This window comes from Planotetraspora sp. GP83, from assembly GCF_041262585.1.
Taxonomy (GTDB): Bacteria; Actinomycetota; Actinomycetes; order Streptosporangiales; family Streptosporangiaceae; genus JAOEGB01.
This window is the reverse complement of record NZ_JBGCBZ010000007.1, coordinates 129,681-153,928: the sequence shown is the minus strand read 5'-3', so window position 1 is coordinate 153,928 and position 24,248 is coordinate 129,681. Positions and strand designations below refer to the sequence as shown.

Here is a 24,248-nt window from a genome sequence, read left to right as displayed (position 1 = left end):
GTGCATGATCACGCTGGAGGTTGGGCGGCGCTTCAGAAGGTGTTCGGGTCCACCTGTTCGCCCGCGAGCAGCGCCCCGACCGTGGCGTAGAAGTCCCTGCCGTTGACGAAATGCTGGGTCGCGGTGTGGATGTCACGGAGGCGGCGCTGCAGCGGGGAGGACTCGTAGGCCGAGGCGCCGCCCGCGAGGGCGTGGGCGGTGTCCACGGCGGCGGTCGCGAAGCCGGTGACCCGGGCGGAGGCGGCCCGCAGGCAGGCCCGGTCGAGCGGTTCGGCGGGCCGCCCGGCGGAGACGATCGCCCAGGCCGTCGCGGCTTCCTGGTGGAGAAGTGCCCGGGCCGCGCGCAGCGTCACGTACGCGTCGCCGAGGCGGTCCTGGAAGACCTGCGACGCGCCGAGCGGGGTGCGGCTGAAGGCGCGCCTGCGGCCGTCCGCGGCGAGCTGGGCGATCTCGTCCAACGCGCCCTGGGCGATGCCGAGCCCCACGGCGGCGATCAGCAGCCCGGCCTGGGCGATGGAGAAGATGGCCCGCCGGTCGCCGGGGTCGTCGCCGCGCAGGCTGAAGCTGCGCCAGCCGGGGCAGTCGAGCGCGCCGGCGCGCACGTCGTGGCTGGCCGTGCCCCGCAGGCCCAGCACGTGCCAGGTGTCCTGGATGGTCAGTTCGGCGGCCGGGACCAGGACGATCCTGGTCTGCGGCGTGCCGTCCGGCAGCACGCGCGGGGTGCGCCCGTCGAGGACCACGCAGTTGAGATAGACCCACCTCGCCTGCGGGCAGCCGGTCACGTACGGCCACTGGCCGGTGACCTTCCAACCGTCGCCGGTGGCCGACGCGCGGCCCTTCGGGGCGACCGCCCCCGCGCCGAGCACGTCGGGCCCGCCGGCGTAGATCTCCTGCTGGGCGCGTTCGGGGAAGCAGGCGAAGACGAGCTGCGCGAGCGTGATCTGCCCGACCAGCCAGCCGGTGGACCCGTCGGCCCGGGCGAGTTCCTCAAGGACCCGGAGGGCGTCGGGCAGCGGGAGGCCGTCGCCGCCGTGCCGTACGGGGACCATCATGCGCAGGCATCCCGCGGCGGCGAGTTGGTCGATCAGGGCGGCGGGAACCTGACGGGCGCGTTCGGTCTCGTCCGCGGTCTTGGCGATCACAGCGGCCAGCGCGGTCGTCCGGGACAGTGTCTCGTTCACCGCTCCGGATGATACCGGTCAGCGACATCCGCCGTAAGTTCTTGTATCTAGTAAGTTGATCCGATAGACGTTGTATATTGTATTTGGCATCTGTTGGGGGGGACATGCAGGCTCAGGACGCCCTGCTGGGCTGGATCTCGGACCCCGACCCCTCGCATGGCATCCGGTTCGCCGACCCCGGAGGCGGCTGGGATCTGTGGCCCTATCCCCGGCTGGCCGCGCTGGCCCGGTCGGTGGCCGCGGCGCTGCGGGAGCGGTCGGCCGGGCCGGGCGACGTCGTGTCGATCATCCAGCACTCGGGGCCGCACTTCGTCGGCACGCTGTTCGGCGCGATGCTCGCCGGCGCCACGCCCTCGCCGATCGCACCACCGCAGGCGTTCGGCGACCGCGCCGCATACCAGGCGCATCTGACGGGTCTGCTGGCCACCGCCAAACCGGCCCTGCTCGTCACCGACCTGGCCGTGGCCGAATCCCTGACCGGCCAGGTCGGCACGATCCCGCTGCTGCCGGTGGAGAAGATGACGGCCTCCTCGCCCGGCGAGCCGTCATTCGAACCGGCCATGGGCGAGCTCGCGTTGCTGCAGTTCACGTCCGGGTCGAGCGGTCCCGCCGGGGCCGTCGAGATCCCGTACTCCGCGCTCGCGGCGAACGTGGCCTCGATCCGCGCCTGGCTGCGGATGACCCCGGACGACGCGACCGCCTCCTGGCTGCCCGTCCACCACGACATGGGACTGATCGGGTGCCTGATCACGCCCATCGTCAACGGGAGCGACCTGTGGCTGATGCGACCTGAGGACTTCGTCCGCGACCCGGCGCGCTATCTGCGCTGTTTCGGCGAATCCGGCGCCGTGCTGACGTCGATGCCCAACTTCGGGCTCGGGTACGTCGCCCGCCGGGTCACGCCGGAGAAGCTGCGCGGCATGGACTTCTCCGCGCTGCGCACGGTGATCGTCGGGGCGGAACGCGTCGACGACGCCGCGCTGGAGCGCTTCTGCGCCCTGCTCGGCCCGTACGGGCTGGACCGGCGCGCCCTGCAGCCCGCGTACGGCCTGGCCGAGGCGACGCTCGCGGTCACCGGGCTCGACCCGGACGAGGAGTGGACGACCCTGCGCGTACGCCCCCATTCGCTGCGCGTCGGCGGCCGGATCGAGCGCGACGGAACCGAGCTCGAAGGAGACGACCTCCAGCCGATCACCGGCTGCGGCCGTCCGCTCCCCGGCGTCCAGGTCACCATCGAGGACGACGACGCGCGCGTGCTGGGCGAGGACGAGGTCGGCGAGATCGTCGTCCGGGGCCCCAACGTGGCCAGGGGCCACGAGGACGGGCTGCGCACGGCCGACGCCGGGTTCGTCCATGACGGGCAGCTCTACGTGATAGGGCGGCTCGGCGACAGCCTGAAGCTGCGCGGGCGCGCGCTGTTCGCCGAGGACCTGGAGCTGGCGCTGAGCCAGGCCGGGGTGCCGCCGCTGCGGATGGCGGCCCTTCTCGGCCACCGCTCGGGCGTGCCCACCGTGGCCGTCGTCTTCGAGCAGGCGCGGGCCGAGTGGCTGGCGGCCGCCGGACCGCTGCTGCGCCGCCGCGCCGAAGGAGCCGAGGTGGTGTTCTTCGACGCGCCACGCGGCTCGATCGCCCGCACCTCAAGCGGCAAACCCAAGCGCCGACGCCTGTGGCGGGACTTCACCGAGGACCGCCTTCCCGGAACCGTTATAGCTGAGGAGATCTCATGACCGAGTCCACGACCGTCCGATCAGAGCAGGAGATCCACGACTACGTCGCCGAGATCGTCGGCGAGCTCGCCCCCAACCCCGACGGGGTCGCCGTCGCGGGCGCGTCGCGGCTCGTCGAGGACCTCGGCTACCACTCGCTGGCGCTGCTGGAGCTGGCGTTCACGCTGGAGGACGAGTTCGACCTGCCCCCCATCGACGAGGCCACGGCGCGCCAGATCACCACGGTGGAGTCGGTGGCGGGACACGTCGTCAACGTGCTCGGCGAACGCGGAGACGTGGCGGCCGCGTGACGGCGTCCTCCCGGGCGCTGAGCGTCCGGCTGTTCACGGCCATGCTGCACACGCAGGAGTTGCTGGCCTGCTATCTCGGGGTGCGGCTCGGGCTGTACGAGGCCCTGGCGAAGGCGCCCGCGACCCCGGACGAACTCGCCGCGCGGGCCGGGATCGCCCCCCGGTACGCCAGAGAGTGGCTGGAGCAGCAGGCCGTCGCCGGGTTCCTCACCGTGGAGGACGCCCTCGCCGGCGACCGGTCACGCTGCTACGCGTTGCCACCCGAGCACGCCGTCGTTCTCCTGTCGTCCGGCAGCCCGCTGTCGATGGTGTCGCTGACGACCCTTCCGCTGGGCGGGGTCGCGGCGGCCCTGCCGAGCCTGCTGGAGGCGTTCCGGACCGGCGAGGGCGTCCCGGACGACGTCTACGGCGACGACTGGCGAGCGGGGCACTCCGGGGCCAACCGGGCGCTGTTCACCCATTTCCTGCCCGGCTGGCTCACCTCGGTGCTGCCGTCGCTGCACGCCCGGCTGAGTTCCGCGCCCGCGCTGATCGCGGACGTCGGGTGCGGGGCGGGGTGGGCGGCCATCGCGCTGGCGTCCGCGTATCCGCTGGCGACCGTACACGGATTCGATCTGGACGAGCCGATCCTGGCCGACGCGGAGCGCAACGCGGCGGAGGCGGGGGTGTCGTCCCGTGTCACGTTCGAGGCGGCGGACGCCGCGACCGTCTCCGGCTCCTACGATCTGGTCTGCGTGTTCGACACGCTGCACGAGATGAGCCGTCCCGTGCCGGTCCTTTCGGCCTGCCGCGCGCTGCGCGCCGAAGACGGCGTGGCGCTCGTGCTGGACGCCCGCGTCGCGCCGCGGTTCACGGCCCCGGGCGACGAGATCGAGCGGTTCCAGTACGGCACGAGCGTGCTGCACTGCCTGCCGGCATGCCTGGCCGGGGAGGACTCGGCGGGCACGGGGACCGTGATGCGGCCGGACACGGTCCGCCGCTACGCGCGGGCCGCCGGGTTCGCCGACGCCCGCGAACTGCCGATCGGCGACCGCTTCCACCGCCTCTACGAGCTGGTGTAACGCTGCCGCAGGGTGACCTGCGCGGGGTCGTAGGCGGTGCGGAACAGGCCGCGCCGCTGCAACTCGGGGATCAGCAGGTCGCAGATGTCGTCGATGCCCTGCGTGGTCGGGCACGGGATCAGGTTGAACCCGTCCACGCCGGCGACGCTCTGCCACTCCTCCATCCGGTCGGCCACCTCCTCGACCGTGCCGAACAGCGTCACGGGGCTGTTGCGCCGGGGCCGCCGGGCCGTGGACACGAGGTAGCGCACGTCGTCCACCGTCCACTCGCGCTCGGGGCCGAGGCGCTTGAGGAAGCCGACGAAGCTGTGGCTCCCCTTCGAGGCGATCTCCGACACGGGCGTCTCGCCGGGGAACGCGGCCAGGTCGAAGTCCATCCAGCCGCACCACTTGGCGAGCTGGCCCTCGCCGTCCCACAGCTTCACGTACTCCTCGGCGCGGCGGCGGGCCTCCTGCCGGGTCTCGCCGACCATCACCATCGACCCCTGCAGGATCTTTATCGATCGCGGGTCGCGGCCGAGCTCGGCGGCCCGCCGGCGCAGCGCCGCGACCTGCGGCGCGCCCCCGGCCGGGTCGGGCAGGGTCAGGAAGACGACCTCCGCGTGCTGGGCCGCGAAGGTCAGCCCGCGCGCCGACGCGCCCGCCTGGTACAGCACCGGGGTGCGCTGCGGCGACGGCTCGCACTGGTGCGGCCCGCGCACCTCGAACCAGCGACCCTTGTGCCCGATCTCCCGCACCCGGTCCGGGTCGGCGAAGGTGCCGCTGTCCGGGTCGCGCACCACCGCGTCATCGTCCCAGCTGTCCTCCCACAATGCCCGCACGACCTGGAGGTACTCGTCGGCGCGGTCGTAGCGGTCGTCGTGGTCGAGATACTCGCCGAGCCCGTTGAGCGTGGCCGAGCTGAGATAGGACGTGACGATGTTCCACGCGATCCGGCCGCCGGTCAGGTGGTCCAGGGAGCTGAACAGCCGCGCGCACTCGTACGGCGGGTGGTAGGTGGTCGAATACGTCACCGCGAACCCGAGATGCTCGGTGACCGCCGCGGCGGCCGGGATGACCAGCACCGGGTCGATCGACGGGATCTGCACCGCGTGCCGCACGGCCGGGGCCCACGAGCCCTCGTAGACGTCGTAGACGCCGTGCACGTCGGCGAAGAACAGCGCGTCCACGCAGGCCAGCTCCAGCTTCCTGGCAAGGCTCACCCAGTAGGTCAGCGACCGGTAGCCGGTGGCCGTCCGGTCAGCCCGGTGCCGCCAGAAACCCTTGAACTGAGGGGACGGGGAGCACTGCGTGAAGACGTTGATGTGCATGCTCTCGACGCTATCCCAAAACCGTCGTTTCTCGTATCTTGTAACCAGTATTTTTCGCTGTGAACGGGAGGGTTCATGCCGGTACGGCCCCGCGTCGACATCCAGGCGGTCACCGAGCTGACGGAGTTGGCCGACTACATCGTCCCGTTCGCCATCCGGGTCATGTGCGACATGAGCGTGGCCGACCAGCTCGTGGACGGCCCGCGCCCCGTCGAGGAGATCGCCGCGGCCACCGGAGCGCACGCGCCGACCCTGCTCCGCGCCATGCGGGCCCTCGCGGGCCGGGGCATCTTCACCGAGCTCGACCCCGGCACGTTCGCCCTCACTCCGCTGGCCGAGCCGCTGCGCTCGGACCACCCGTTCTCGGTCCGCGAGTGCTTCCCGCTGATGCCCCCGGACGTCAGGTCGTGGGCGCGGCTCACCGGCGCCATCCGCACCGGCCACACGGCCTTCGACGACCTGTACGGCACGGGCTACTACGACTGGTGCGCGGACCATCCGTACGAGTGCGACCGGTTCGAGCGGTCGGCGGAGAGTGTGAACCCGCTGGTCCTGCGGACCGTGGTCCCGGCCGTGGACTGGTCGGGCATCACGACATTGGTGGACGTGGGCGGCGGGCACGGCACGTTCGTGGCGGGAGTGCTCCGGCGCAACCCGGCGATGTCGGCGATCCTGTTCGACCTGCCGCACGTGGCCGAGCACGCCCCGGCCGTCCTGGCGGAGGCGGGCGTCGCCGACCGGTGCGAGGCGCGCGGCGGCGACTTCTTCTCCGGCGACATACCTCCGGGCGCCGACGCGTACCTGATGAAGACGATCCTGCACGACTGGCCGGACGAGCGGGCGTCCGCGATCCTGCGCGCCGTACGGGCCGCGATGCGGGAAGACAGCCGCCTGCTGGTGATCGAGTCGGTACGGACGCCGGGCGACGGCTGGGACGTCGGCAAGGTCATGGACGTCAAGGCGCTGGCGCTGTTCGGCGGGCACACGCGCACCGAGGAGGAGTTCGCCGGCCTGTTCGCCGGGGCGGGCCTGCGGCTGGCGTCGGTCACCCAAACGCCGACCATGTCCGTCATCGAGGGGTCCGTCATCGAGGGGGAGGCGCTGTGACGCTCCGCCTCGACGGCCGCACCCACCTGAACCTCACGGTCACCGACATCGAGCGCAGCACCGAGTGGTATTGCAAGGTGTTCCAGATGATCCAGGTCAACGACGTGACCCCGCCGGAGTCCGGATTCCGGTTCGTGACCCTCGTCCACCCGGGGTCGTTCGCATCGGTGGTGCTGGGCCGTCCGTTGGCCGGCATCGACGGTGACGTCTTCGACGAGTCACGGGTCGGGCTGCACCACTTCGCCTACCACGTCCCCGATCGGGACGACCTGGACCTGTGGGCCGCCCACCTCACCGAGGCCGGGGTCGAGCACAGCGGCGTGACCACGTCGGAGCACGAGGCCGGGTCGCAGATCTGGCTCCGCGACCCGGACCGCATCTGGCTGGAGATCTACTGGGTCAACCGGGACTTCTTCATCCGCCGCCTGCGCGATCGCTGGCGGACCGGAGACCTACGCCGGTAGCTCCTCGTCGCTTCGGGCGACCAGGAGGTCGCCCAGGACCAGCAGGTCGAGTTCCTTGCCGCGGACGAAGGTGGCCACCGCGTCCGCGGCGCTGTTCACGATGGGCTCGTCGGACAGGTTGAACGACGTGTTGATCACCGCCGGGACGCCGGTGAGCCGCCGGAACTCCTCGATGAGCGCCCAGTAGGCCGGGTTGGTGTCACGATGGACGGACTGCGGCCGGGCCGAGCCGTCCACGTGGGTGACGGCCGGGACGCGCACCCGAACGTCGGGCCGCACCCGGGAGGCGGCCAGCATGAACCTGGCCGGATCGCCGACCTGGCCCTCGATGAGCTCGCCCAGGTGCTCGGCGAGGATGCTGGGCGCGACCGGCCGCCACATCTCCCGCCCCTTGACCACGTTCAGCCGTTCGAGGCTGCGCCGGTCCCTCGGGTCCGCGAGGATGCTGCGCGCCCCGAGCGCCCGCTGCCCGATCTCCCCGCGACCGCGCGCCCACGCCACCAGCTTCCCCTCGGCGATCCGCGCGGCGGTGAAGGCGATCAGCCCGTCCTCCCCCGGTTCCCGGTACGGCAGGCCGGCGGCGGACGCCGCCACCCGCGCCTCCTCGGTGGTCAGGTCGCCGGACCAGTACGCGTGGTCGACGGCGGTCGGAGTGAACGGGTCCTGCTCCTGCGCGACGACGAGCGCCGCGCCCAGCGACACCCCGGCGTCGGTCGGCACCGGCGGCACGTACACGCGCTCGAACATCCCGCTGTCGACCAGCTTGCCGATCATCGTGCAGTTCATCGCGACGCCGCCGGCCAGCACCAGCACCGGCAGCCTCGTCTCGGCGCGCGCGTGCTCGGCCATCGAGAGCACCGCCTCCTCCAGTGCCTCCTGGACGCTGGCCGCGAAGTCCGCGTAGGCGACGGGCTCCTCACCGGTCCGCTCGGCGTACGGGAAGAACTGGGCGAACGCCGGTTTCACGGCGGCCGACACGACCGGGTAGTACGCGGTGAGCGGTCCGGTGATGCCGACCTTGACCGGCCCGGCCGGGGGCTCACCGGTCAGCTCGTAGCCGCCGTCGGCCGCGCGCAGCGGCATACCCGGCCGGGCCCGGCCGTAGGCGGCCAGCCCCATGAGTTTGCCGGTGCCCCAGTAGCCGAGACCGGCCCATTCGGCGGCGGCGTTGTAGAAGAAGCCGAGTGACTGGTCGACCGCCCATTCGCGGGTGAGCGTGATCCGGCCGTCCCGGGCCACTCCGAGCGAGCTGGCCTGGGTCTCCCCCGCGCCGTCGACGACGATGACGGCCGCCTCGTCGACGCCCGCGCTGAAGTAGGCGCTGGCCGCGTGCGCGACGTGGTGCGCGATCCACCGGACCGGGGGGAGGGTCAGGTCGTCGTGGCCGGGGAAGAGCATGGCGCGCAGGCCCTCGGGGGTGAACCGCTTGTTCCGGCCGAGCGGCAGATCGCGGAAGTCCCAGCCGATGGCGATCGCGTCGAGGTCGTGCGGGGTGATGCCCTCGATGGCGAGGCAGGCGGCGATGGCCTCGACGGGCGGCTGCCCGACCGCGTGCTTGCGCCGGCTCAGCCGTTCCTGCTCGAACAGCGCGCGCAGCGCGCCGTCGTGCAGCAGCGCGGCCGACGAATCGTGGAACCCGATGTTGATCCCCAGGACGTACATCCGTCACTCATCTCCGTTCGCCACGGCCAGGACGGCCTGGATGATGTTGTGGTAGCCGGTGCAGCGGCACAGGTTGCCCTTGAGCGCGAGCCGTACGTCCTGTTCGGTGAGCGGGCCGGGCGCGGAGCCGAGGAGCGACACGGCGGCCAGCACCATGCCGGGTGTGCAGAAGCCGCACTGCACCGCGTGGTGCTCGTGGAAGGCCCGCTGGACCGGGTGGAGCCGGTCACCGTCCGCCAGCCCCTCGATCGTGACGACTGGCCGCCCGTGGACCTGCGCGCCGAGCACGGTGCAGGACTTGACGGCCCGTCCGTCGAGCAGGACCGTGCACGCGCCGCACGAGGTGGTGTCGCACCCGATGTTCGTTCCGGTCAGCCCGAGCTCGCCCCGCAGCAGCCCGGCGAGGGTGGTGCGCGGCTCGACGGCGGCGGCGACCGGCCGTCCGTTCACCGAGAGCTTGATCTCGACGTCTTCTTGGGCGCCGGATTCGGTCACGGGGCGACTCCGATCTCGATGAGCGCGCGGCGGGTCAGGACGCGGGCCAGGTGGCGGCGGTAGTCGGCGCCCGCCGTGCGGTCGTTCGGGGGGTCTGTGCCGGCGTCGGCGAGCGCGGCGGCCTCGGCCGCTCCCGCGCCTCGCTTGAGGGCCGCCTCCACGCCGAGCGCGCGCACGGGGACCGGCGCCAGGCCGCTGATCGCGACGCGCCCGGAGGAGACGGCGACCGCGACGATCGCCCATTCGAGCGCGTCGCGGTGGAACTTCCGGTGACTCCACGGCCCGGTGTCCGGTGCGACCCGCACTTCGGTGATCAGCTCGCCCGGTTCGATCGCGGTACGGCCCGCCCCGAGGACGAAGTCGCGCAGCGCGACGACGCGGAGGCCGTCCCGGCGGGCCAGCACGACGCTCGCGTCCAGCGCGATTCCGGCCAGGACGAGGTCGGCGGCCGGATCCGCGTGCGCGAGCGACCCGCCGATCGTCCCCATGTGCCGGATCTGCGGATCGGCGATCAGCGCCGCGGCTCGGGCCAGCGACGGCAGCCGTTCCCGCAGCAGGTCGCTGGCCGCCAGGTCGCAGTGCCTGGTGGTCGCGCCGATGGCGAGGTGCGAGCCGTTGTCGGTGATGTGGGACAGCTCCGCGAGGTGCCCGATGTCGAGCAGGGTCTCGGCGCGGGCGGTGCGCGCCTTGAGCGCGGGCAGCAGCGACTGGCCTCCCGCCAGCACGGTCACCCCGCCCTGACCGAGCCTGGTGAGTGCGTCGGCGAGGTCGCCGGCGCGCCGGTAGCCGAACGCGGCGGGGATCACGGGCCGTCGCCTCCCCACGGCGCGCATGTCCGGACGAGCGCGGCGACCACGTCCCGTTCGCGGGGGACCAGGTAGAAGTGCCCGCCGGGGAACACGGCCAGCCGGAACCCGCCCCGCGTGTATTCGGACCAGGCCCGCGCCTCGTCCTCGCTCACCTCGACGTCGCGATCCCCGATGAACGCCATGATCGGCGCGGGGAGCCGCTCCCGGGCGGGCGGCTGGTAGGTCTCGGCCACCTCGTAGTCGGCGCGCAGGATCGGCAGAGTCAGCTCGCGGAGCACCGGATGGTCGAGCGCCTCCTGCTCGGTGCCGCCGAGCCGTCCCATCTCGGCCCACAGTGTGTCGTCATCGGCCAGGTGGACGGCGGTGTCGCGCAGCCGGTCGGGCGCGGGCCGCCCCGACACGACCAGCGCGGCCGGGCGCACGGCGAGCCGCCGTGCCACCTCGTGCGCGACCGACGCGCCGAGGCTGTGCCCGAACAGGACGACGGGCCCGCGCCTGGCCAGCGGCGCGATCGCCTTCGCGGCCCGGTCGGCCATCTCGTCCATCCGCCGGACCAGCGGCTCGGAGACCCGGTCATGGCGGCCCGGATACTGCACGGCGTGGAGTTCCACGTGTTCCGGCAGGTGAGCGTGCCAGGAGTGGTAGAAGCTCGCGTTGCCGCCGGCGTGCGGGAAGCACACGAGGCGGACGCGCGGCGCGTGACGCGGCGCGTAGGCCCGGAGCCAGTCGTTCACGCGTCCCCCTCCCCCGCGGCCTTGGCGAGGGCGGCGACGTCGTCGGGCGAGAGGGGGGTGGCGGTCTCGCCGTGAAGGAGCTCGGGTGGCCCGAGTTTACTGGTCATGTCCTGCCATATCCGGCAAAGGGTGAGGTGGTACTGACCACGGCGGGCGGGCGGCTCCCCCGCGCGGGCCGCGTCGCGCAGCTCGGTCAGCGCGTGCTCGACGCCTTCCGGCCACACGGTGTCGAAGATCCGCCGATGGCTCGCCGCGACCGGATCGCCCAGCGGCAACACGCTCGGCACGTCGAGATGGTCGGCGACGGCGTCGTCCGGTTCGGCGAAGTGGACGGTTCCCGTGCTGGAGTCCTGGACCTGCTGCGGGAAGTCCGGGCGGGGACTCCACGTGACCGGCCCGTGGGTGCCCACGAGCGTGAGGTGCCCCCCTTCGGTGCCCAGCGTGATCCGATGCAGCAGGTGCGCGAGGTTGTCCGGGTCGGCCGGGTCGAGCTGGTTCTGCACTCGGAACGTCACGGGCACCCCCGCGATCACCCCGTCCAGCGCCCGGAACGGCGCCCCCGTGCGGGCGAGCCTCGCCAGCTCGGGCGACGGCGGCGCGGGCTCGGCCAGCCCCCACGGGCGGACCCCGCCGAGGGTCTGCCCGATGATGTCGAGCATCGCGTACGCCACCTGGAACCCGCACGCGGCGTCCACGTACCGCGGCCGCTGCCGGCTGAGCAGTTCGGCCGCGGCCGCCATGAAGCGCCGGACCGGCGGGGTGTGCACGTAGAACGAGTTGAGATGGTAGACGACGCCTTCCCGCGCCGCCGTGCGCAGGCACTCGGCCAGTTCGTCGTGGTGCAGCGGGTGCTCCTGCAACACGTGGATCCCGCGCTCCATCAACGCCCGGGCGACCTCGGCGCCCGCCCCGCCGAGCAGCCCGCCCCTGATCACCACGCACGCGAGCCGGACGTCCGGCGGGACGTCGTCGACGTGGGTGAACAGCGGCACGCCGTAGTGCTCGGCGCAGGCCCTCGACCGCGCGCTGCCCTGCGCGAGGATTCCCGCCAGCTCGAACGGGAACCCCGGCCGCCGGAACGACTGCAGGTACACCTGCCCGAACTTGGTCCCCGCCACGACGACCCTCGGCCGACCACTCACAGCACGCCCTCCTCGACACCGGCGTCGACATGCAGGTCACAGGCCACGACGGCGGCGCAGCCGGCCAGACGGTCCAGGATCTGGGATGGACCGTGCGGGATCTCCGCGAGATGCCACACCCCGGGCGGCACGTCACCCTGTTCCACGGCCCACGTCGCGAGGGCCGCCGCCGTCCCCGTGAGCGCGCTCGCACCGGTCCCGCGCAGGACGAGCGACCTGGACTCGTCGTCACTGCTCGCGGTGAGGACCAGCAGCTGGTAGCGCTCATGCCCGAAGGCGTCCAGCTCCGCCGCCGCGCGCAACTCGTCCGCCGACGGCCGCCCGTAAAGCGCGGCGAGCACGCGGTTCCCCGCGTACGCCGAGTACCACTCGACCTCCCGCAGCCCATGCCGCCTGGCCACGCGCTCCGTCTCGGTGCTGAGGTACGGCACAGCGGTGATCGGCTCCGGATAGAACGGCACCTGAACGGCCTGCCGCGTGCGCAACGCTCCCGGCACCCGCCGGTCGCCCCGCCACGCCGCCATGGCCTCGCCGTACGCGTCGGCGCCGAGGTAGTCGACCGCCGCGACCTCCGTGATCGTGTCGCGCCCTCCGACGTAGCCCGTCAAGGTTTCGGCCTCGGGAAAGCCCGAGAGCAGAACGTGCGGCAGCAGCCCGCTCAGCCCCGGCATCATCCCGGCCGAAACGACCGCCGTCCACGGCCCGGCGAGCCGGCTCAGCTCCGCGTGCAGGGCGTCGTCTCCCGACGCGTCCACGTAGCGGGCTCCGGCGGCGTGCGCCGCCCGGGCGACGCGGGAGCCGATCACGGCGGCGGGCCCCGCGCAGTTGAGCACGGTCGTCGCGCCGGCGCAGAAGGCCGCCAGGCCGGCGGGGTCGAGTGCGTCCACACGGTCCGGCGCGGTGCGGCCGCCGACGCGTAGGGGTCCCGCCCCCCAGGCGCGGAGCTGGGCGACGGCGTGGGCGCCGACCTGGCCGTGGCCGCCGATGACGGTGATCATCGCAGGGCCTCCCACAGGTCGTCGGCGCCGTGGATCCACAGTTCGCCGAGGCACACGTCGCTCCACCAGGCCAGCGGGGCTCCCACGAGCGTGACGTCTCCGGCGTACAGGTCCGGCTTGGCCGCTCCCATCTCGGGCTCGACCAGGGTCAGCCCGGCCACGTCGTGCCCGGCCTCGGACAGGTGCCTGGCCAGTTCGAGCGCCAGCGGCGCGCCCGCCGCGCAGCCCACCACCCTCACAGGGGCGTCTCCGGGCGTCGCGGCCACGACGTCGGCGAGCAGGCGGTCGGCGTCGCCTTCGGTCGTGACGCGCCAGGCCGTGCCCAGGTCGCGCAGGGCCTCCAGGACCTCGTCCGTGGCGCCGACGACGAGGAAGCGCCCCGGGCCGGTGCCGCCGAGCGGGGTGAGAACCGCGTTCTCCTCGGTGGCGCCTGCCGTGGACGTCGTGACATGGCTGGTCAGGTGGGTGGCGAGGGCGGCGACCGTCGGGTGCTCCAGGATGTGGCGAAGGAGTTCGTCGAAGAACGCCCGGGCGGCCTCGGGGATCTCCTCGATCACCCGGCCGACCAGTCGCGCGGCCAGCAGAGAGTCTCCGCCGAGGGTGAAGAAGTCCTGGTCGCGGGCCACGCCGGGGGCGCCGAGGACCTCGGACCAGATCGCGGCGACGCGGCGTTCGAGGTCGGTGCGGGGCTCCTCACCTCCGGCGGCGGTGGCCTGCTCCACCGCGGGCGTGAGCCACGCCTGCAGCGCGGCCCGGTCGATCTTGCCGGTGCTGCCGTACGGGAGCGAATCCACGATCTGCAGGCGCGGCAGCATGTATTCGGGGAGCCGCTCGGCGAGATGGTCGTGCAGGTGGACCGGGTCGAGCGTGGCCCTGTCGGCCTTGAACCTGGCGGCGAAGACACGGATGCCGATCTCCGCCAGCGGGCCGTCGCCCGTGGGCAGGCACGCGGCCGGCTCGCCGCCCGCGCCGGCCACCATGGACGCCCATTCCGCCGCGCTGAGGAACGTCCGATCAGTGCCGCGACGCTGGTCGAGGAAGTCGCCGGTCTCCTCGTCGAGGCGGACGAGCACTTCGAGCGAAGCCATGATCTGGTGGTGGTCACGGGTCATCTCGACGAACACCAGCCAGCCGCCGGGCGCGAGCAACTCGCGCAGCCGGCCGAGGGTGGCCGCGACGTCCCGGGTCGCGTGCAGCACGTCCCCGGCGACGATCACGTCGGCGCAGCCGGGCGTCAGTCCCTGCGTACGGATGTCCTCGTCCAGGTCGAACGCCGCGTACCGGATGTCGTCGCGTCCGGCGAACCGGCGGCGGGCCTCGCCGAGGAAGAACGGCGACAGGTCGGTGTAAAGGTAGTCGGCGAACGCGGGCGTGTCTTCCGAGATGTCGTCCAGTGCGGCCAGCACCTCGGCCGTCAGGCCGCCCGCGCCCGCGCCGACCTCCAGGACGCGGACCGGTTCCGGCTGCCCGGCGGCGAGCTGCGCCACGATCTGCCCGGCGGTGCGACCGGCCCACTGGTTGAACAGCGTTCCGGCGTACAGGGTGTCGGTGATCTCGAGGCGGCCCTCAGGGAACAGCAGCGCCGCCGCATTCTCAGCGCCGCGCAGCAGCGCGGGCAGGTGTTCGCCCGCCGTGCGGAAGTAGTCGAGCAGTGCCCGATCGCCTTCGATGTCGGGCCATGACCGGTCGGGCTCTTTGACCAGTTCGTACGCGCCGTCCAGCTCGGTCAGCACGCCCTCCTCGACCAGCGCGTTCAGGAAGCGGCGGACCAGCCGCCGGTGCCTGGGCAGCACCCCGGTCGCGGCGTAGATCTCGTCCAGCCCGTGGCGCCCGCCCTCGAACAGCCCGGCCGCGCGGAACGCGTCGAGCATCACGCCGAGCGCCACCTGGTCGAGGACGCGCAGATAGTCGAGGTACCCCGGCTGTTCGACGGCCGCGCGCAGCTCGGCGGCGTCCGCGCTGATCGCGGGCAACGGCGGCGGCAGGCGGCGCGCGGGCTCGGCGAAAGCGGTCAGCCTGCGGTCGAGGGGCGGCGTGCCGTCGACGACCACGGCGCATCCGGCCACATCGGGATGGTCTGCCAGGGCCGCTTCGATTTCGCCCAGCTCGATCCGGTGACCGCGGATCTTCACCTGGAAGTCCTCGCGGCCGAGGAACTCGATGACCCCGTCGGGCAGGTAACGGCCGAGGTCACCGGTCCGGTAGAGCCGCTCGCCCGCCTGGGTCACGAAGCGCGCGGCGGTCCGCTCGGGATCGTTCAGGTAGCCCTCGGCCACGCCGGCGCCGCCGATGTAGAGCTCACCGGGCACCCAGTCGGGGCGCGGCCGCATCCGCCCGTCCAGCACGTGGAAGGTCTGGTTGGTGAGTGGCACACCGTAGGGGATGGACCGCCACGACGGATCGACCTCGTCGATCGGATAGATGATCGACCAGATGGCGGCCTCCGTCGCGCCGCCGAGGCTGACCACGGCCAGCCCGGGAAGCCGCCGCCTGATCTGGTCGGGCAGCGGCACGGGGATCCAGTCGCCGCTCAGCAGCGCCAGGCGCAGGGTCGGCAGGGTGACGGACGGGGTGGCCCGGAGGTAGTCGTGCAGCATCTGCAGTTGCGCGGGGACCGAGTTCCACAACGTCACGCCGTGCTCGGCGATCAGCTCGGCCCAGTGCGCCGGGTCGCCGCGCCGGTCGGGAGAGGGCAGGACCAGGCAGCCTCCGGCCGCCAGCGGCCCGAACAGGTCGTAGACCGACAGGTCGAACCCGAGGCCGGCCAGCCCGAGCACCCGGTCGCCCGGCCCCACCGCGAACCGGGCGTCGATGTCGCGGACCGTGTTGAGCGCGGCCCGATGGGTGATCATCACGCCCTTGGGGATGCCGGTGGATCCGGACGTGTGGATCACGTAGGCGAGCGTGTCAGGCGTCGCCTCGGCCGCGGGAGCCTCCCCGGACGTCAGGTCGTCGACGGCGACGGGCGTGCAGGGCCACTCGTCGTACGCGAGGTCGCGTTGCGTGAGGGCGACCCGGATTCCGGCGGCGGTGATGATGCCGTCCCGGCGCGCCCGCGGCTGGGAGGTGTCCACGGGGACGTAGGAGCAGCCCGCCATCAGGGTTCCAAAGACCGCCACCACCTGCTGCCAGCCCTTGTCGGCCACCACCGCGACCAGGTCGCCCGGCCGGCAGGCGTGCTCGTCGCGCAGGGTCGCGGCGACGGCCGCGGCGCGGGCGGTCAGTTCGGCGAAGGTCAGGGTCCGCCCGTCGGCGATGACGGCGGGAGCGCCGGGGGTGCGGAGAGCCTGAGCGAGCACGCCGTCATGCAACAGGCCTTGGGGCAGGGGCCCGCGCGTGGCGTTGACGGCCGAGCGGCGACGCAGTTGCTCCTGTGGGAGCCGGGCGGGCGCGGCCTCGAGCCAGTGGTCGTCGCCGGCGGCCAGGGCGCGTAACAGTTCCTCGTACGCGGCGAACATGGCTTCGGCGACGCCTTCGGGCAGCACGCCCTCGCGGACGTCCCAGTTGCTGACGAGGGTCGCGCCGCCTTCGATGTTCTGGCGTTCGATGTTCTGGCAGTCGATCCAGACCTGGGGGGTCTGGCTGATGCCGTACCCGGGATCGGGGAAGGCCCTCTGGGTGCTCTCGCCACGCAGGCCGATGGCACTGGTGAAGACGACGGGCATGAGCGCCGCCGCGCCGCCGCGGCGGCGGGTCAGCTCCCGCAGGACCTCGACGCCGGAGTACAGCCGGTGGTCCAGGTCGGCCCAGAGCGTGGCCTGCAGTTCCTTGGCCCGGTCGTGGAAGGGCGCGTCCGCGTCCTGGTCGACCGCGAGCAGGCTGACCGAGGTGAAGTCGCCGACCAGCAGGTCCGCCTGCGGGTGGACGGGCGCCCGGTTGAGCAGCGTGATGTCGACCGTGAACCGCGGCTTGGCGCTCCACAGCCCGATGATCTCTGTGTACGCGGCGAGCACCGCGCCCGACGGTGTGATCCCGTGCCGGGCGGCGCGTTCGCGCAGGCCGGACCACTCGTCCGCGGACAGCGTGAGCTCGTGCCTGGCGAACCTCGCCGCTCCCGGCGCGGGGGGCAGGACGGGCAGTTCCGGGGCCGGGGGCAGGTCGTCGATCCGGTCGAGCCAGTAGTCACGGTCGCGTTCGTAGCGGGAGCCGGTGTGGGTGCGGCGTTCGGCTTCCAGGTAGTCGCGGAAGGTGATCTCCAGCGGCGGCAGCGGCTCGTCCGGCCGCTCGTAACGCGCGGCCAGCTCGTCGAGCAGCACCTGGATGCTGACGAAGTCACAGATCAGGAAATCTATCGACAGGTGCAGGACACTGCGGTCGGGCTCGCGGCTCACCTTCAACGAGAACAGCGGCCAGGCGTCGGTGCGGTAGACCATGTGGTCCAGCTCGCCCCGGGTGAAGACGGCCGGGCGCTCGGCGACCTCGATGACGTACTCGGGCACCTCGGGCAGCACCCTCTGGGCCCCGCCCGGTTCGATGACCGCGCGAAGCATGTCGTGCCGCGCGATCAGGTCGTTCCACGCCGTCTGCAGCCGGTCGGCGTCGAGCGTGCCGCCCGGGAAGGCCAGCTCGCCGTAGCCGTGGCAACCGACCCCGCCGTACGCGAACGCCTCGCCACGCCCGAGCAGGTAGGCGGCCTGCACGTCGGTCACCGGGAACGGTTCGTGACGCAGCTCCGCCTGGTGGACCGCGACGGGCCCGCGCGCCTCACCCAGCAGCGCGAGCACCTCGTCCTTGTGCTCGGAGAGAGCGGCCTTTCTGCTCTCCGTGAGTACGCCACGGGGGGCGCGGAAGCGCAGTTTGCCGTCTTCCTCCCACAGCCGCACTCCGAGCGCCCGCAGTTCTTCGACCAGCCTCGCACCACCACGGGCAGTCACAGTTCACCCTCCTCGAAGTCCGCCCCGAAGTCCACGTGGTCCAGGTCAGGATCAAGTCGCGCCCCCACGGCCACGGCCAGGTCCGCGACGGTCGGCCGGGCCAGCAGGTCCCGCAGCGGCACGTCGGCCCCGAACCGGTCCCGCACGACGGCGACCAGCCGGGTGGCGAGCAGGCTGTCGCCGCCGAGGGCGAAGAAGCTCTGCCCGCGCCCGGGCGGCGGGCAACCCAGCAGTTCCGCCCACACGGCCGCGAGCCCGGTTTCGAGCCCCGGCCGGGGTGGTTCGTCGACGGGTTCGGACACGGCGCAGAGCCGGGCCGTCGCATCCCGGTCGATCTTGCCGTTGGCGCTGAGCGGGAAGGCGTCGAGCACGATCACATGCTCGGGAATCATGTACCGCGGCAGCCGGTCCGCCAGGTGGTCCTCCAACCCAGCGATCTCCCCACCCGCGATCAGCGCCGCGGCCAGCTTGCGGGTCGCCTCCCCGATCGTGACCACCACGGCGTCACCCACATCCGGGTGGCTCTTCAACGCCGCCTCGATCTCACCCAGCTCGATCCGGTGCCCGCCGATCTTGACCTGGAAGTCCGCCCGGCCCAGGAACTCCAGCGTCCCATCCGGCCAGTACCGCCCCAGGTCACCCGTCCGATACCAGCGCAGGCCCCGATACTCCACGAACCGGGCCGCCGTGCGCTCCGGGTCACCCCGGTAACCCTCGGCCACGCTCGCGCCGCCGATCCACAACTCCCCCGCCACCAGATCCGGGCAGTCCCGCCCCCGGCCGTCCACCACCCGGAACGCCTGACCCGCCAGCGGCACGCCGTACGGAATCGACGTCCAGTGCGCGGGAACCTCGCGCACCTCGTGGAAGTTGGACCAGACTCCGGCCTCGGTCGCGCCGCCGAGGGCGATCAGCCGGGCGCCGGGGTTCCGGGCCACCAGTCGTTCGCGCAGGTCGAGGCCGACCCAGTCGCCGGAGACGAGAGCGAGGGAGAGCCGTCCGAGGTCGCGGTCACCGGCGGTCACCAGCAGCATGTCGAGCAGCGCGGGAACCGTGTTCCACACGGTGACGTCGTGGCGGTGGATGAGGTCGAGCCAGACCTGCGGATCGCGGCGGCTGTCCTCGTCGATCACCACCACCGCCCCGCCGACCCCCAGCAGCCCGAAAATGTCGAACACCGACAAATCGAAATCCAGCGCCGACACCGCCAGCACCCGATCACCAGGACCCACCCCGAACCGCCGCCGCACATCCACCAACGTGTTCATCGCCGCCCGATGCGCCACCTCCACACCCTTCGGCTCCCCCGTCGACCCCGACGTGAAAATCACATACGCCACCTGCTCATCCGGCACCACCACCGGCCCGCTCAACGGCTCCGCATCCACCCCCAACGCAGCCTCATCCACCACACACCGCACCCCCGCCCGCGCAAAAATCCGCTCCCGCCGCAACACCGGCTGATCCACCCCCACCGGCACATACACCCCGCCAGCCGCCAACACCCCCAACACGGCCACGACCTGACCCACACCCTTCGGAACACACACCCCCACCGCATCCCCCGGCCCCACACCCCGAGCCGACAACCACCCCGCCAACCGCAACGCCCGCGCCCGCAACTCCCCGAACGTCACCCACACCCCATCACCCACCACCGCGACACGATCAGCCGGCTGCTCGAACACCCCCGCATACAACAACCCACCACCGACCGAACCCACCCCAGCGTTGACCGCCTCCCGCACCACCACCTGACCCGCCGGAACCAACACCGGAACCGGACCCGACCAATCACCCTCCGCCAACCACTCCACCAACCCGCAAAACGCCCCGAACATCCCATCCAGCACACCCGCCGGGAACAACTCCTCCACCGCGTCCCAATTGACGAACAACCCCCCCTCACGCTCCGTCACCTGACAGTCCAGCCACACCTGCGGCGTCTGGGAGATGCCCCAGATCTGCCGCCCGAAGGGCAGCTCACCCGCGAGTTCGTCGCTGACGCCGAGGGCGCTGGTGAAGACGACCGGCATGGACGCCATGGGGCTGCCGGTGCGGCGGGCCAGCTCGCGCAGGACCCAGATGGCCGACACCGAGCCGTGTTCCATGCCGTCCCAGATCCGCTCCTGCAGGCCCCGGACGAGGTCGACGACCGTGTCACCGGCCATGTCACCCGTCTGGGGCCGGTGCGGGACGAGCAGGAGCGAGGTGAAGTCGCCGAGGATCCGGTGGATGTCGGGGTGAACGTCGCGGCGGTCGAACAGGGTGAGGTTGAGCGTGAGCGACGGCTGGGCGCTCCACGCCGCGAGCACCTCGGCGTACGCGGTGGCCAGGACCGACGCGGGGGTCACGCCGTGCTCGCGGGCCCGTTCGCGCAGCGCCTTCCACTGCCCGGCGTCGATCTTCACCTCCCTGCGGGTGAAGCGCGGCGTGCCGATCTGCCCGGGGTCGACGGCCAGCGGCAGCTCGGGCGGCGGCGGCAACTCGGCCAGCCGGTCCGCCCAGTAATCCCGGTCGGCCGGGTCGGGCGCGACACTGAGCAAATAGTCGCGAAACGACACACCGAGCGGCGGCAGCGCCGCATCGGGGTCGGCGTACAGCGCCGCGAGTTCGGTGAAGACGATGACGATGCTGAGAGCGTCCAGGACGATGAAGTCGAAGCTGAAGGCGATTCTGACCTGGTCGCCGTGCCGGACCGCCTCGATCGCCGCCAGCGGCCACCGCCCCGGGTCGGGAATGCGGGCGGACAGCCGTTCGCGCATCTCCGCGAGCTCGTCCTCGCCGCCGTCGGTCACCGGAATCGTCACGTACGGCACGGCCCGCTGGATGCGCTGCCGCCCGTCGGCGTCGAAGACGGCCCGCAGCATCTCGTGCCGCGCGATGAGCAGGTTCCAGGCGCGTTCCAGCCGGTCGACGTCGACGTCGGCGCCGTCGAACTCCCAGTACCAGTGCGACCCGACCGCGCCCAGCGCGAACTCGGCCGAGCGCCCCAGCCAGTACGCCCGCTGGACATCCGTCGGGTCGAACGGCTCGTAGCGGTTCGCCGGATCCGCTTCCAGCGGGGCCGTGGCGGTGGCCGGCGCGCCCGGGCGCAGGAGCGCCGCGAAGTCCTTGAGACGAGGGTGTTCGAACAGCTCGCGCAGCGAGCCGCCGTAGAGGCCGGCCCGCCGCATCCGGCCGAGCAGCCGGGTGGCGAGCAGGCTGTCACCGCCGAGGGCGAAGAAGCTCGCCTCCCGGTCGGGGACCGGGCTCCCGAGCAGTTCGGCCCAGATCTCCGCGAGCGCGGTCTCGACCTTGCCGCGCGGCGGCCCGGCGGTGACGGCCGCGGCCGCGACACGGCTCTGAAGCAGCCGGGCGACCGCCGGCCGGTCGATCTTGCCGTTGGCGCTGAGCGGGAAGGCGTCGAGCACGATCACATGCTCGGGAATCATGTACCGCGGCAGCCGGTCCGCCAGGTGGTCCTCCAACCCGGCGATCTCCCCGCGCGTGATCAGCGCGGCGGCCAGCTTGCGGGTCGTCTCCCCGATCGTGACCACCACGGCGTCACCCACGTCCGGGTGGCTCTTCAACGCCGCCTCGATCTCGCCCAGCTCGATCCGGTGCCCGCCGATCTTGACCTGGAAGTCCGCCCGGCCCAGGAACTCCAGCGTCCCATCCGGCCAGTACCGCCCCAGGTCACCCGTCCGATACCAGCGCAGGCCCCGATACTCCACGAACCGGGCCGCCGTGCGCTCCGGATCGCCCCGGTAACCCTCGGCCACGCTCGCGCCGCCGATCCACAACTCCCCCGCCACCAGATCCGGGCAGTCCCGCCCCCGCCCGTCCACCACCCGGAACGCCTGACCCGCCAGCGGCACGCCGTACGGAATCGACGTCCAGTGCGCGGGAACCTCGCGCACCTCGAAGACGGAGGAGTGGATGGCGGTCTCCGTGGTGCCGCCGAGGGCGATCAGGCGGGCGCCGGGGTTCCGGGCCACGAGTCGTTCGCGCAGGTCGAGGCCGACCCAGTCGCCGCCGAGCAGGGCGATCCTCAGTTTGCCGAGCCCCCGGCCGGGGTCGTCCTCGGCGGCGGTGAGGAGCATGTCGAGCAGGGCGGGGACCGTCTGCCAGATGGTGACGTCGTGGCGGTGGATGAGGTCGAGCCAGACCTGCGGATCGCGGCGGCTGTCCTCGTCGATCACCACCACCGCCCCCCCGACCCCCAGCAGCCCGAAAATGTCGAACACCGACAAATCGAAATCCAGCGCCGACACCGCCAGCACCCGATCACCAGGACCCACCCCGAACCGCCGCCGCACATCCACCAACGTGTTCATCGCCGCCCGATGCGCCACCTCCACACCCTTCGGCTCCCCCGTCGACCCCGACGTGAAAATCACATACGCCACCTGCTCATCCGGCACCACCACCGGCCCGCTCAACGGCTCCGCATCCACCCCCAACGCGGCCTCATCCACCACACACCGCACCCCCGCCCGCGCAAAAATCCGCTCCCGCCGCAACACCGGCTGATCCACCCCCACCGGCACATACACCCCGCCAGCCGCCAACACCCCCAACACGGCCACGACCTGACCCACACCCTTCGGAACACACACCCCCACCGCATCCCCCGGCCCCACACCCCGAGCCGACAACCACCCCGCCAACCGCAACGCCCGCGCCCGCAACTCCCCGAACGTCACCCACACCCCATCACCCACCACCGCGAGACGATCAGCCGGCTGCTCGAACACCCCCGCATACAACAACCCACCACCGACCGAACCCACCCCAGCGTTGACCGCCTCCCGCACCACCACCTGACCCGCCGGAACCAACACCGGAACCGGACCCGACCAGTCACCCTCCGCCAGCCACTCCACCAACCCGCAAAACGCCCCGAACATCCCATCCAGCACACCCGCCGGGAACAACTCCTCCACCGCGTCCCAATTGACGAACAACCCCCCCTCACGCTCCGTCACCTGACAGTCCAGCCACACCTGCGGCGTCTGCGACATGGTCCAGCCGGGGGTGCCGAAGCAGGCGCACACGTCGGGGCCGAACAACTCGCCCAGGCTCAGCGCGCTGGTGAAGACCACGGGCGCGGCGACGGCTCCGCGGCCGCGTGCGATCTCGCGGAGGACCTCGACGCCCGAGTACGCGCTGTGCGCGACATCGGTCGCGAACCGGCGCTGGATGGCGGCGGCGCGGGCGGCGAAGCTCTCCTCGCCCGACATGTCGGCGTCCAGCAGGAGCAGGCTCGTGAAGTCGCCGACGAGGCTCTGCACGTCCGGGTGAAGCGGACGCCGGTCGTAGAGCGGCAGGTTGAGCACGAACCGGTCGGTGGCGCTCCAGGCGGCGAGCGCCTCGGCGAACGCGGTCAGGAAGACCATCGACAGCGTCACGCCGTGCTCTCGCGCCCGCGCGGCGAGCCTGTCCCACCGCTCGGCCGGCACCGTGACGTACCGGCGGGTGATCCGCTGGTCGGCCAGCCGCTCGGGCGCGACGGCGGTCGGCAGCTCCGGGCCGCCCGGAAGCTCGGCCAGCCGCCCGGCCCAGTAGTCACGCGCCCGCTCGTAGTCGGCCCGGGTGCTCGCGGCGTACGCGGCGAGGTAGCGCGGGTAGCTGTAGCCGATGGCCGGCAGGTCCTCGCCGGGAGACAGGTAGAGGGCGGCCAGGTCGCCGAGCAGGGTGCGGAAGCTCTGCGCGTCGGCGGCCAGCATCTCGATCTGGACGTGGACACGGGTGGCCCCGCCGGGCAGCAGGCTCAGCGAGACGTCGAACACCTGGCCGCGCCCGACGTCGAGCTTGCGGTGCGACAACTCCGCGCGGATCCGCTCAAGCTCCCCGTCGAGGTCGGCGACGTCCGTCAGGTCCCGTACGGTGAGACCCGGCCAGGTGCCGTCCGCCATGATCTGCTGGCTGCCGTCGGGCAGGAACCGGCAGCGCAGCATCGGGTGCCGCGCCACCAGCCGCCGCACCCCCGCGTCCAGCCGCTCGGGCGACACATCGTGACCGTCGAACTCGTTGTAGAAGTGGGCGCCGACGCCACCGAGGACCTGGCCGTCGGTCCGCCCCACCCAGTACGCGTGCTGCATGGTGGCCAGCGCGAACGGCGCGGTCTCGTCGATCTCGGGGGCGGGCTCGGCCACCGGCTCCCGGGCGTCGTCTTCATGGGCGCCGCCCGATTTGAGTATCAGCTCCCACCACTGCGCCAGCGTGCGGTGCTCGATCAGGTCGGCGAAGGTCACGCCCGACCCGGCCTTGCCCCACCGTGCGGCCAGCCTCATCAGCCCGATGGAGTCGAGCCCGAGCCCGAGCAGGTCGTCGTGGTCCCCGATGCGCTCCACCGGCTCACCAAGGCGTTCGGCGATGTCGCCGCGCATCCCGTCGATACTGAGCATGT

General features: G+C 72.4%; 15 protein-coding genes. 5 read left to right on the top strand and 10 right to left on the bottom strand.

Features of this window, described 5'->3' with window-relative positions:
• Positions 1 to 32: 32 nt before the first annotated feature.
• Positions 33 to 1,181 carry an acyl-CoA dehydrogenase family protein gene (locus tag ABH927_RS12565; RefSeq protein ID WP_370021053.1) on the bottom strand — a complete coding sequence of 383 codons (1,149 nt, stop codon included), beginning with the start codon at positions 1,179 to 1,181 and terminating at the stop codon, positions 33 to 35.
• A 104-nt stretch (positions 1,182 to 1,285) separates the two neighbouring features.
• On the opposite strand from ABH927_RS12565, the gene ABH927_RS12560 reads away from it, so the two are divergent.
• Genes ABH927_RS12560 through ABH927_RS12550 form a run of 3 tightly spaced genes read left to right on the top strand, consistent with a single transcriptional unit; the run spans position 1,286 to position 4,259 of the window.
• Positions 1,286 to 2,908 (top strand): AMP-binding protein, encoded by a 1,623-nt coding sequence (locus ABH927_RS12560; RefSeq protein WP_370021051.1) that lies wholly within the window; start codon positions 1,286 to 1,288, stop codon positions 2,906 to 2,908.
• Positions 2,905 to 3,198 (top strand): phosphopantetheine-binding protein, encoded by a 294-nt coding sequence (locus ABH927_RS12555; RefSeq protein WP_370021049.1) that lies wholly within the window; start codon positions 2,905 to 2,907, stop codon positions 3,196 to 3,198. The genes ABH927_RS12560 and ABH927_RS12555 overlap by 4 nt, the downstream gene beginning before the upstream one ends.
• A complete protein-coding gene (locus ABH927_RS12550) occupies positions 3,195 to 4,259 on the top strand; it encodes a class I SAM-dependent methyltransferase (RefSeq protein ID WP_370021047.1) in 1,065 nt (354 codons plus the stop codon). The genes ABH927_RS12555 and ABH927_RS12550 overlap by 4 nt, the downstream gene beginning before the upstream one ends.
• On the opposite strand, the gene ABH927_RS12545 is transcribed toward ABH927_RS12550, so the two are convergent.
• Positions 4,244 to 5,569 (bottom strand): LLM class flavin-dependent oxidoreductase, encoded by a 1,326-nt coding sequence (locus ABH927_RS12545; RefSeq protein ID WP_370021045.1) that lies wholly within the window; start codon positions 5,567 to 5,569, stop codon positions 4,244 to 4,246. The genes ABH927_RS12550 and ABH927_RS12545 overlap by 16 nt on opposite strands.
• 75 nt (positions 5,570 to 5,644) lie before the next feature.
• Here ABH927_RS12545 and ABH927_RS12540 point away from each other — a divergent pair, with 75 nt between their 5' ends.
• Together ABH927_RS12540 and ABH927_RS12535 are read left to right on the top strand one after the other, a co-directional pair.
• Positions 5,645 to 6,676 (top strand): methyltransferase, encoded by a 1,032-nt coding sequence (locus ABH927_RS12540; RefSeq protein WP_370021044.1) that lies wholly within the window; start codon positions 5,645 to 5,647, stop codon positions 6,674 to 6,676.
• Positions 6,673 to 7,140 (top strand): VOC family protein, encoded by a 468-nt coding sequence (locus ABH927_RS12535; RefSeq protein WP_370021042.1) that lies wholly within the window; start codon positions 6,673 to 6,675, stop codon positions 7,138 to 7,140. The genes ABH927_RS12540 and ABH927_RS12535 overlap by 4 nt, the downstream gene beginning before the upstream one ends.
• Here ABH927_RS12535 and ABH927_RS12530 read toward each other — a convergent pair.
• The 8 genes from ABH927_RS12530 to ABH927_RS12495 are packed head-to-tail and all read right to left on the bottom strand — an operon-like array spanning position 7,129 to position 24,246.
• Positions 7,129 to 8,802 (bottom strand): carbamoyltransferase, encoded by a 1,674-nt coding sequence (locus tag ABH927_RS12530; protein ID WP_370021040.1) that lies wholly within the window; start codon positions 8,800 to 8,802, stop codon positions 7,129 to 7,131. The two genes, ABH927_RS12535 and ABH927_RS12530, sit on opposite strands and share 12 nt — an antisense overlap.
• 3 nt (positions 8,803 to 8,805) lie before the next feature.
• Positions 8,806 to 9,297 (bottom strand): (2Fe-2S)-binding protein, encoded by a 492-nt coding sequence (locus tag ABH927_RS12525; RefSeq protein ID WP_370021038.1) that lies wholly within the window; start codon positions 9,295 to 9,297, stop codon positions 8,806 to 8,808.
• Positions 9,294 to 10,103: a xanthine dehydrogenase family protein subunit M gene (locus ABH927_RS12520; protein WP_370021036.1), complete on the bottom strand. Its 810-nt coding sequence runs from the start codon at positions 10,101 to 10,103 to the stop codon at positions 9,294 to 9,296. The genes ABH927_RS12525 and ABH927_RS12520 overlap by 4 nt, the downstream gene beginning before the upstream one ends.
• Positions 10,100 to 10,840, bottom strand: a complete 741-nt coding sequence (locus ABH927_RS12515; protein ID WP_370021034.1) for a thioesterase II family protein — start codon at positions 10,838 to 10,840, stop codon at positions 10,100 to 10,102. Before ABH927_RS12515 ends, ABH927_RS12520 begins: the two co-directional genes overlap by 4 nt.
• Entirely contained in the window at positions 10,837 to 11,982 is a 1,146-nt protein-coding gene (locus ABH927_RS12510) for a Gfo/Idh/MocA family oxidoreductase (RefSeq protein WP_370021032.1), read from the bottom strand. The genes ABH927_RS12515 and ABH927_RS12510 overlap by 4 nt, the downstream gene beginning before the upstream one ends.
• Positions 11,979 to 12,980, bottom strand: a complete 1,002-nt coding sequence (locus tag ABH927_RS12505; RefSeq protein ID WP_370021030.1) for a hypothetical protein — start codon at positions 12,978 to 12,980, stop codon at positions 11,979 to 11,981. The genes ABH927_RS12510 and ABH927_RS12505 overlap by 4 nt, the downstream gene beginning before the upstream one ends.
• Positions 12,977 to 17,854: an amino acid adenylation domain-containing protein gene (locus ABH927_RS12500; protein WP_370021028.1), complete on the bottom strand. Its 4,878-nt coding sequence runs from the start codon at positions 17,852 to 17,854 to the stop codon at positions 12,977 to 12,979. The genes ABH927_RS12505 and ABH927_RS12500 overlap by 4 nt, the downstream gene beginning before the upstream one ends.
• Positions 17,851 to 24,246, bottom strand: a complete 6,396-nt coding sequence (locus ABH927_RS12495) for an amino acid adenylation domain-containing protein (protein WP_370021027.1) — start codon at positions 24,244 to 24,246, stop codon at positions 17,851 to 17,853. The genes ABH927_RS12500 and ABH927_RS12495 overlap by 4 nt, the downstream gene beginning before the upstream one ends.
• Between the last annotated feature and the right edge of the window lie 2 nt (positions 24,247 to 24,248).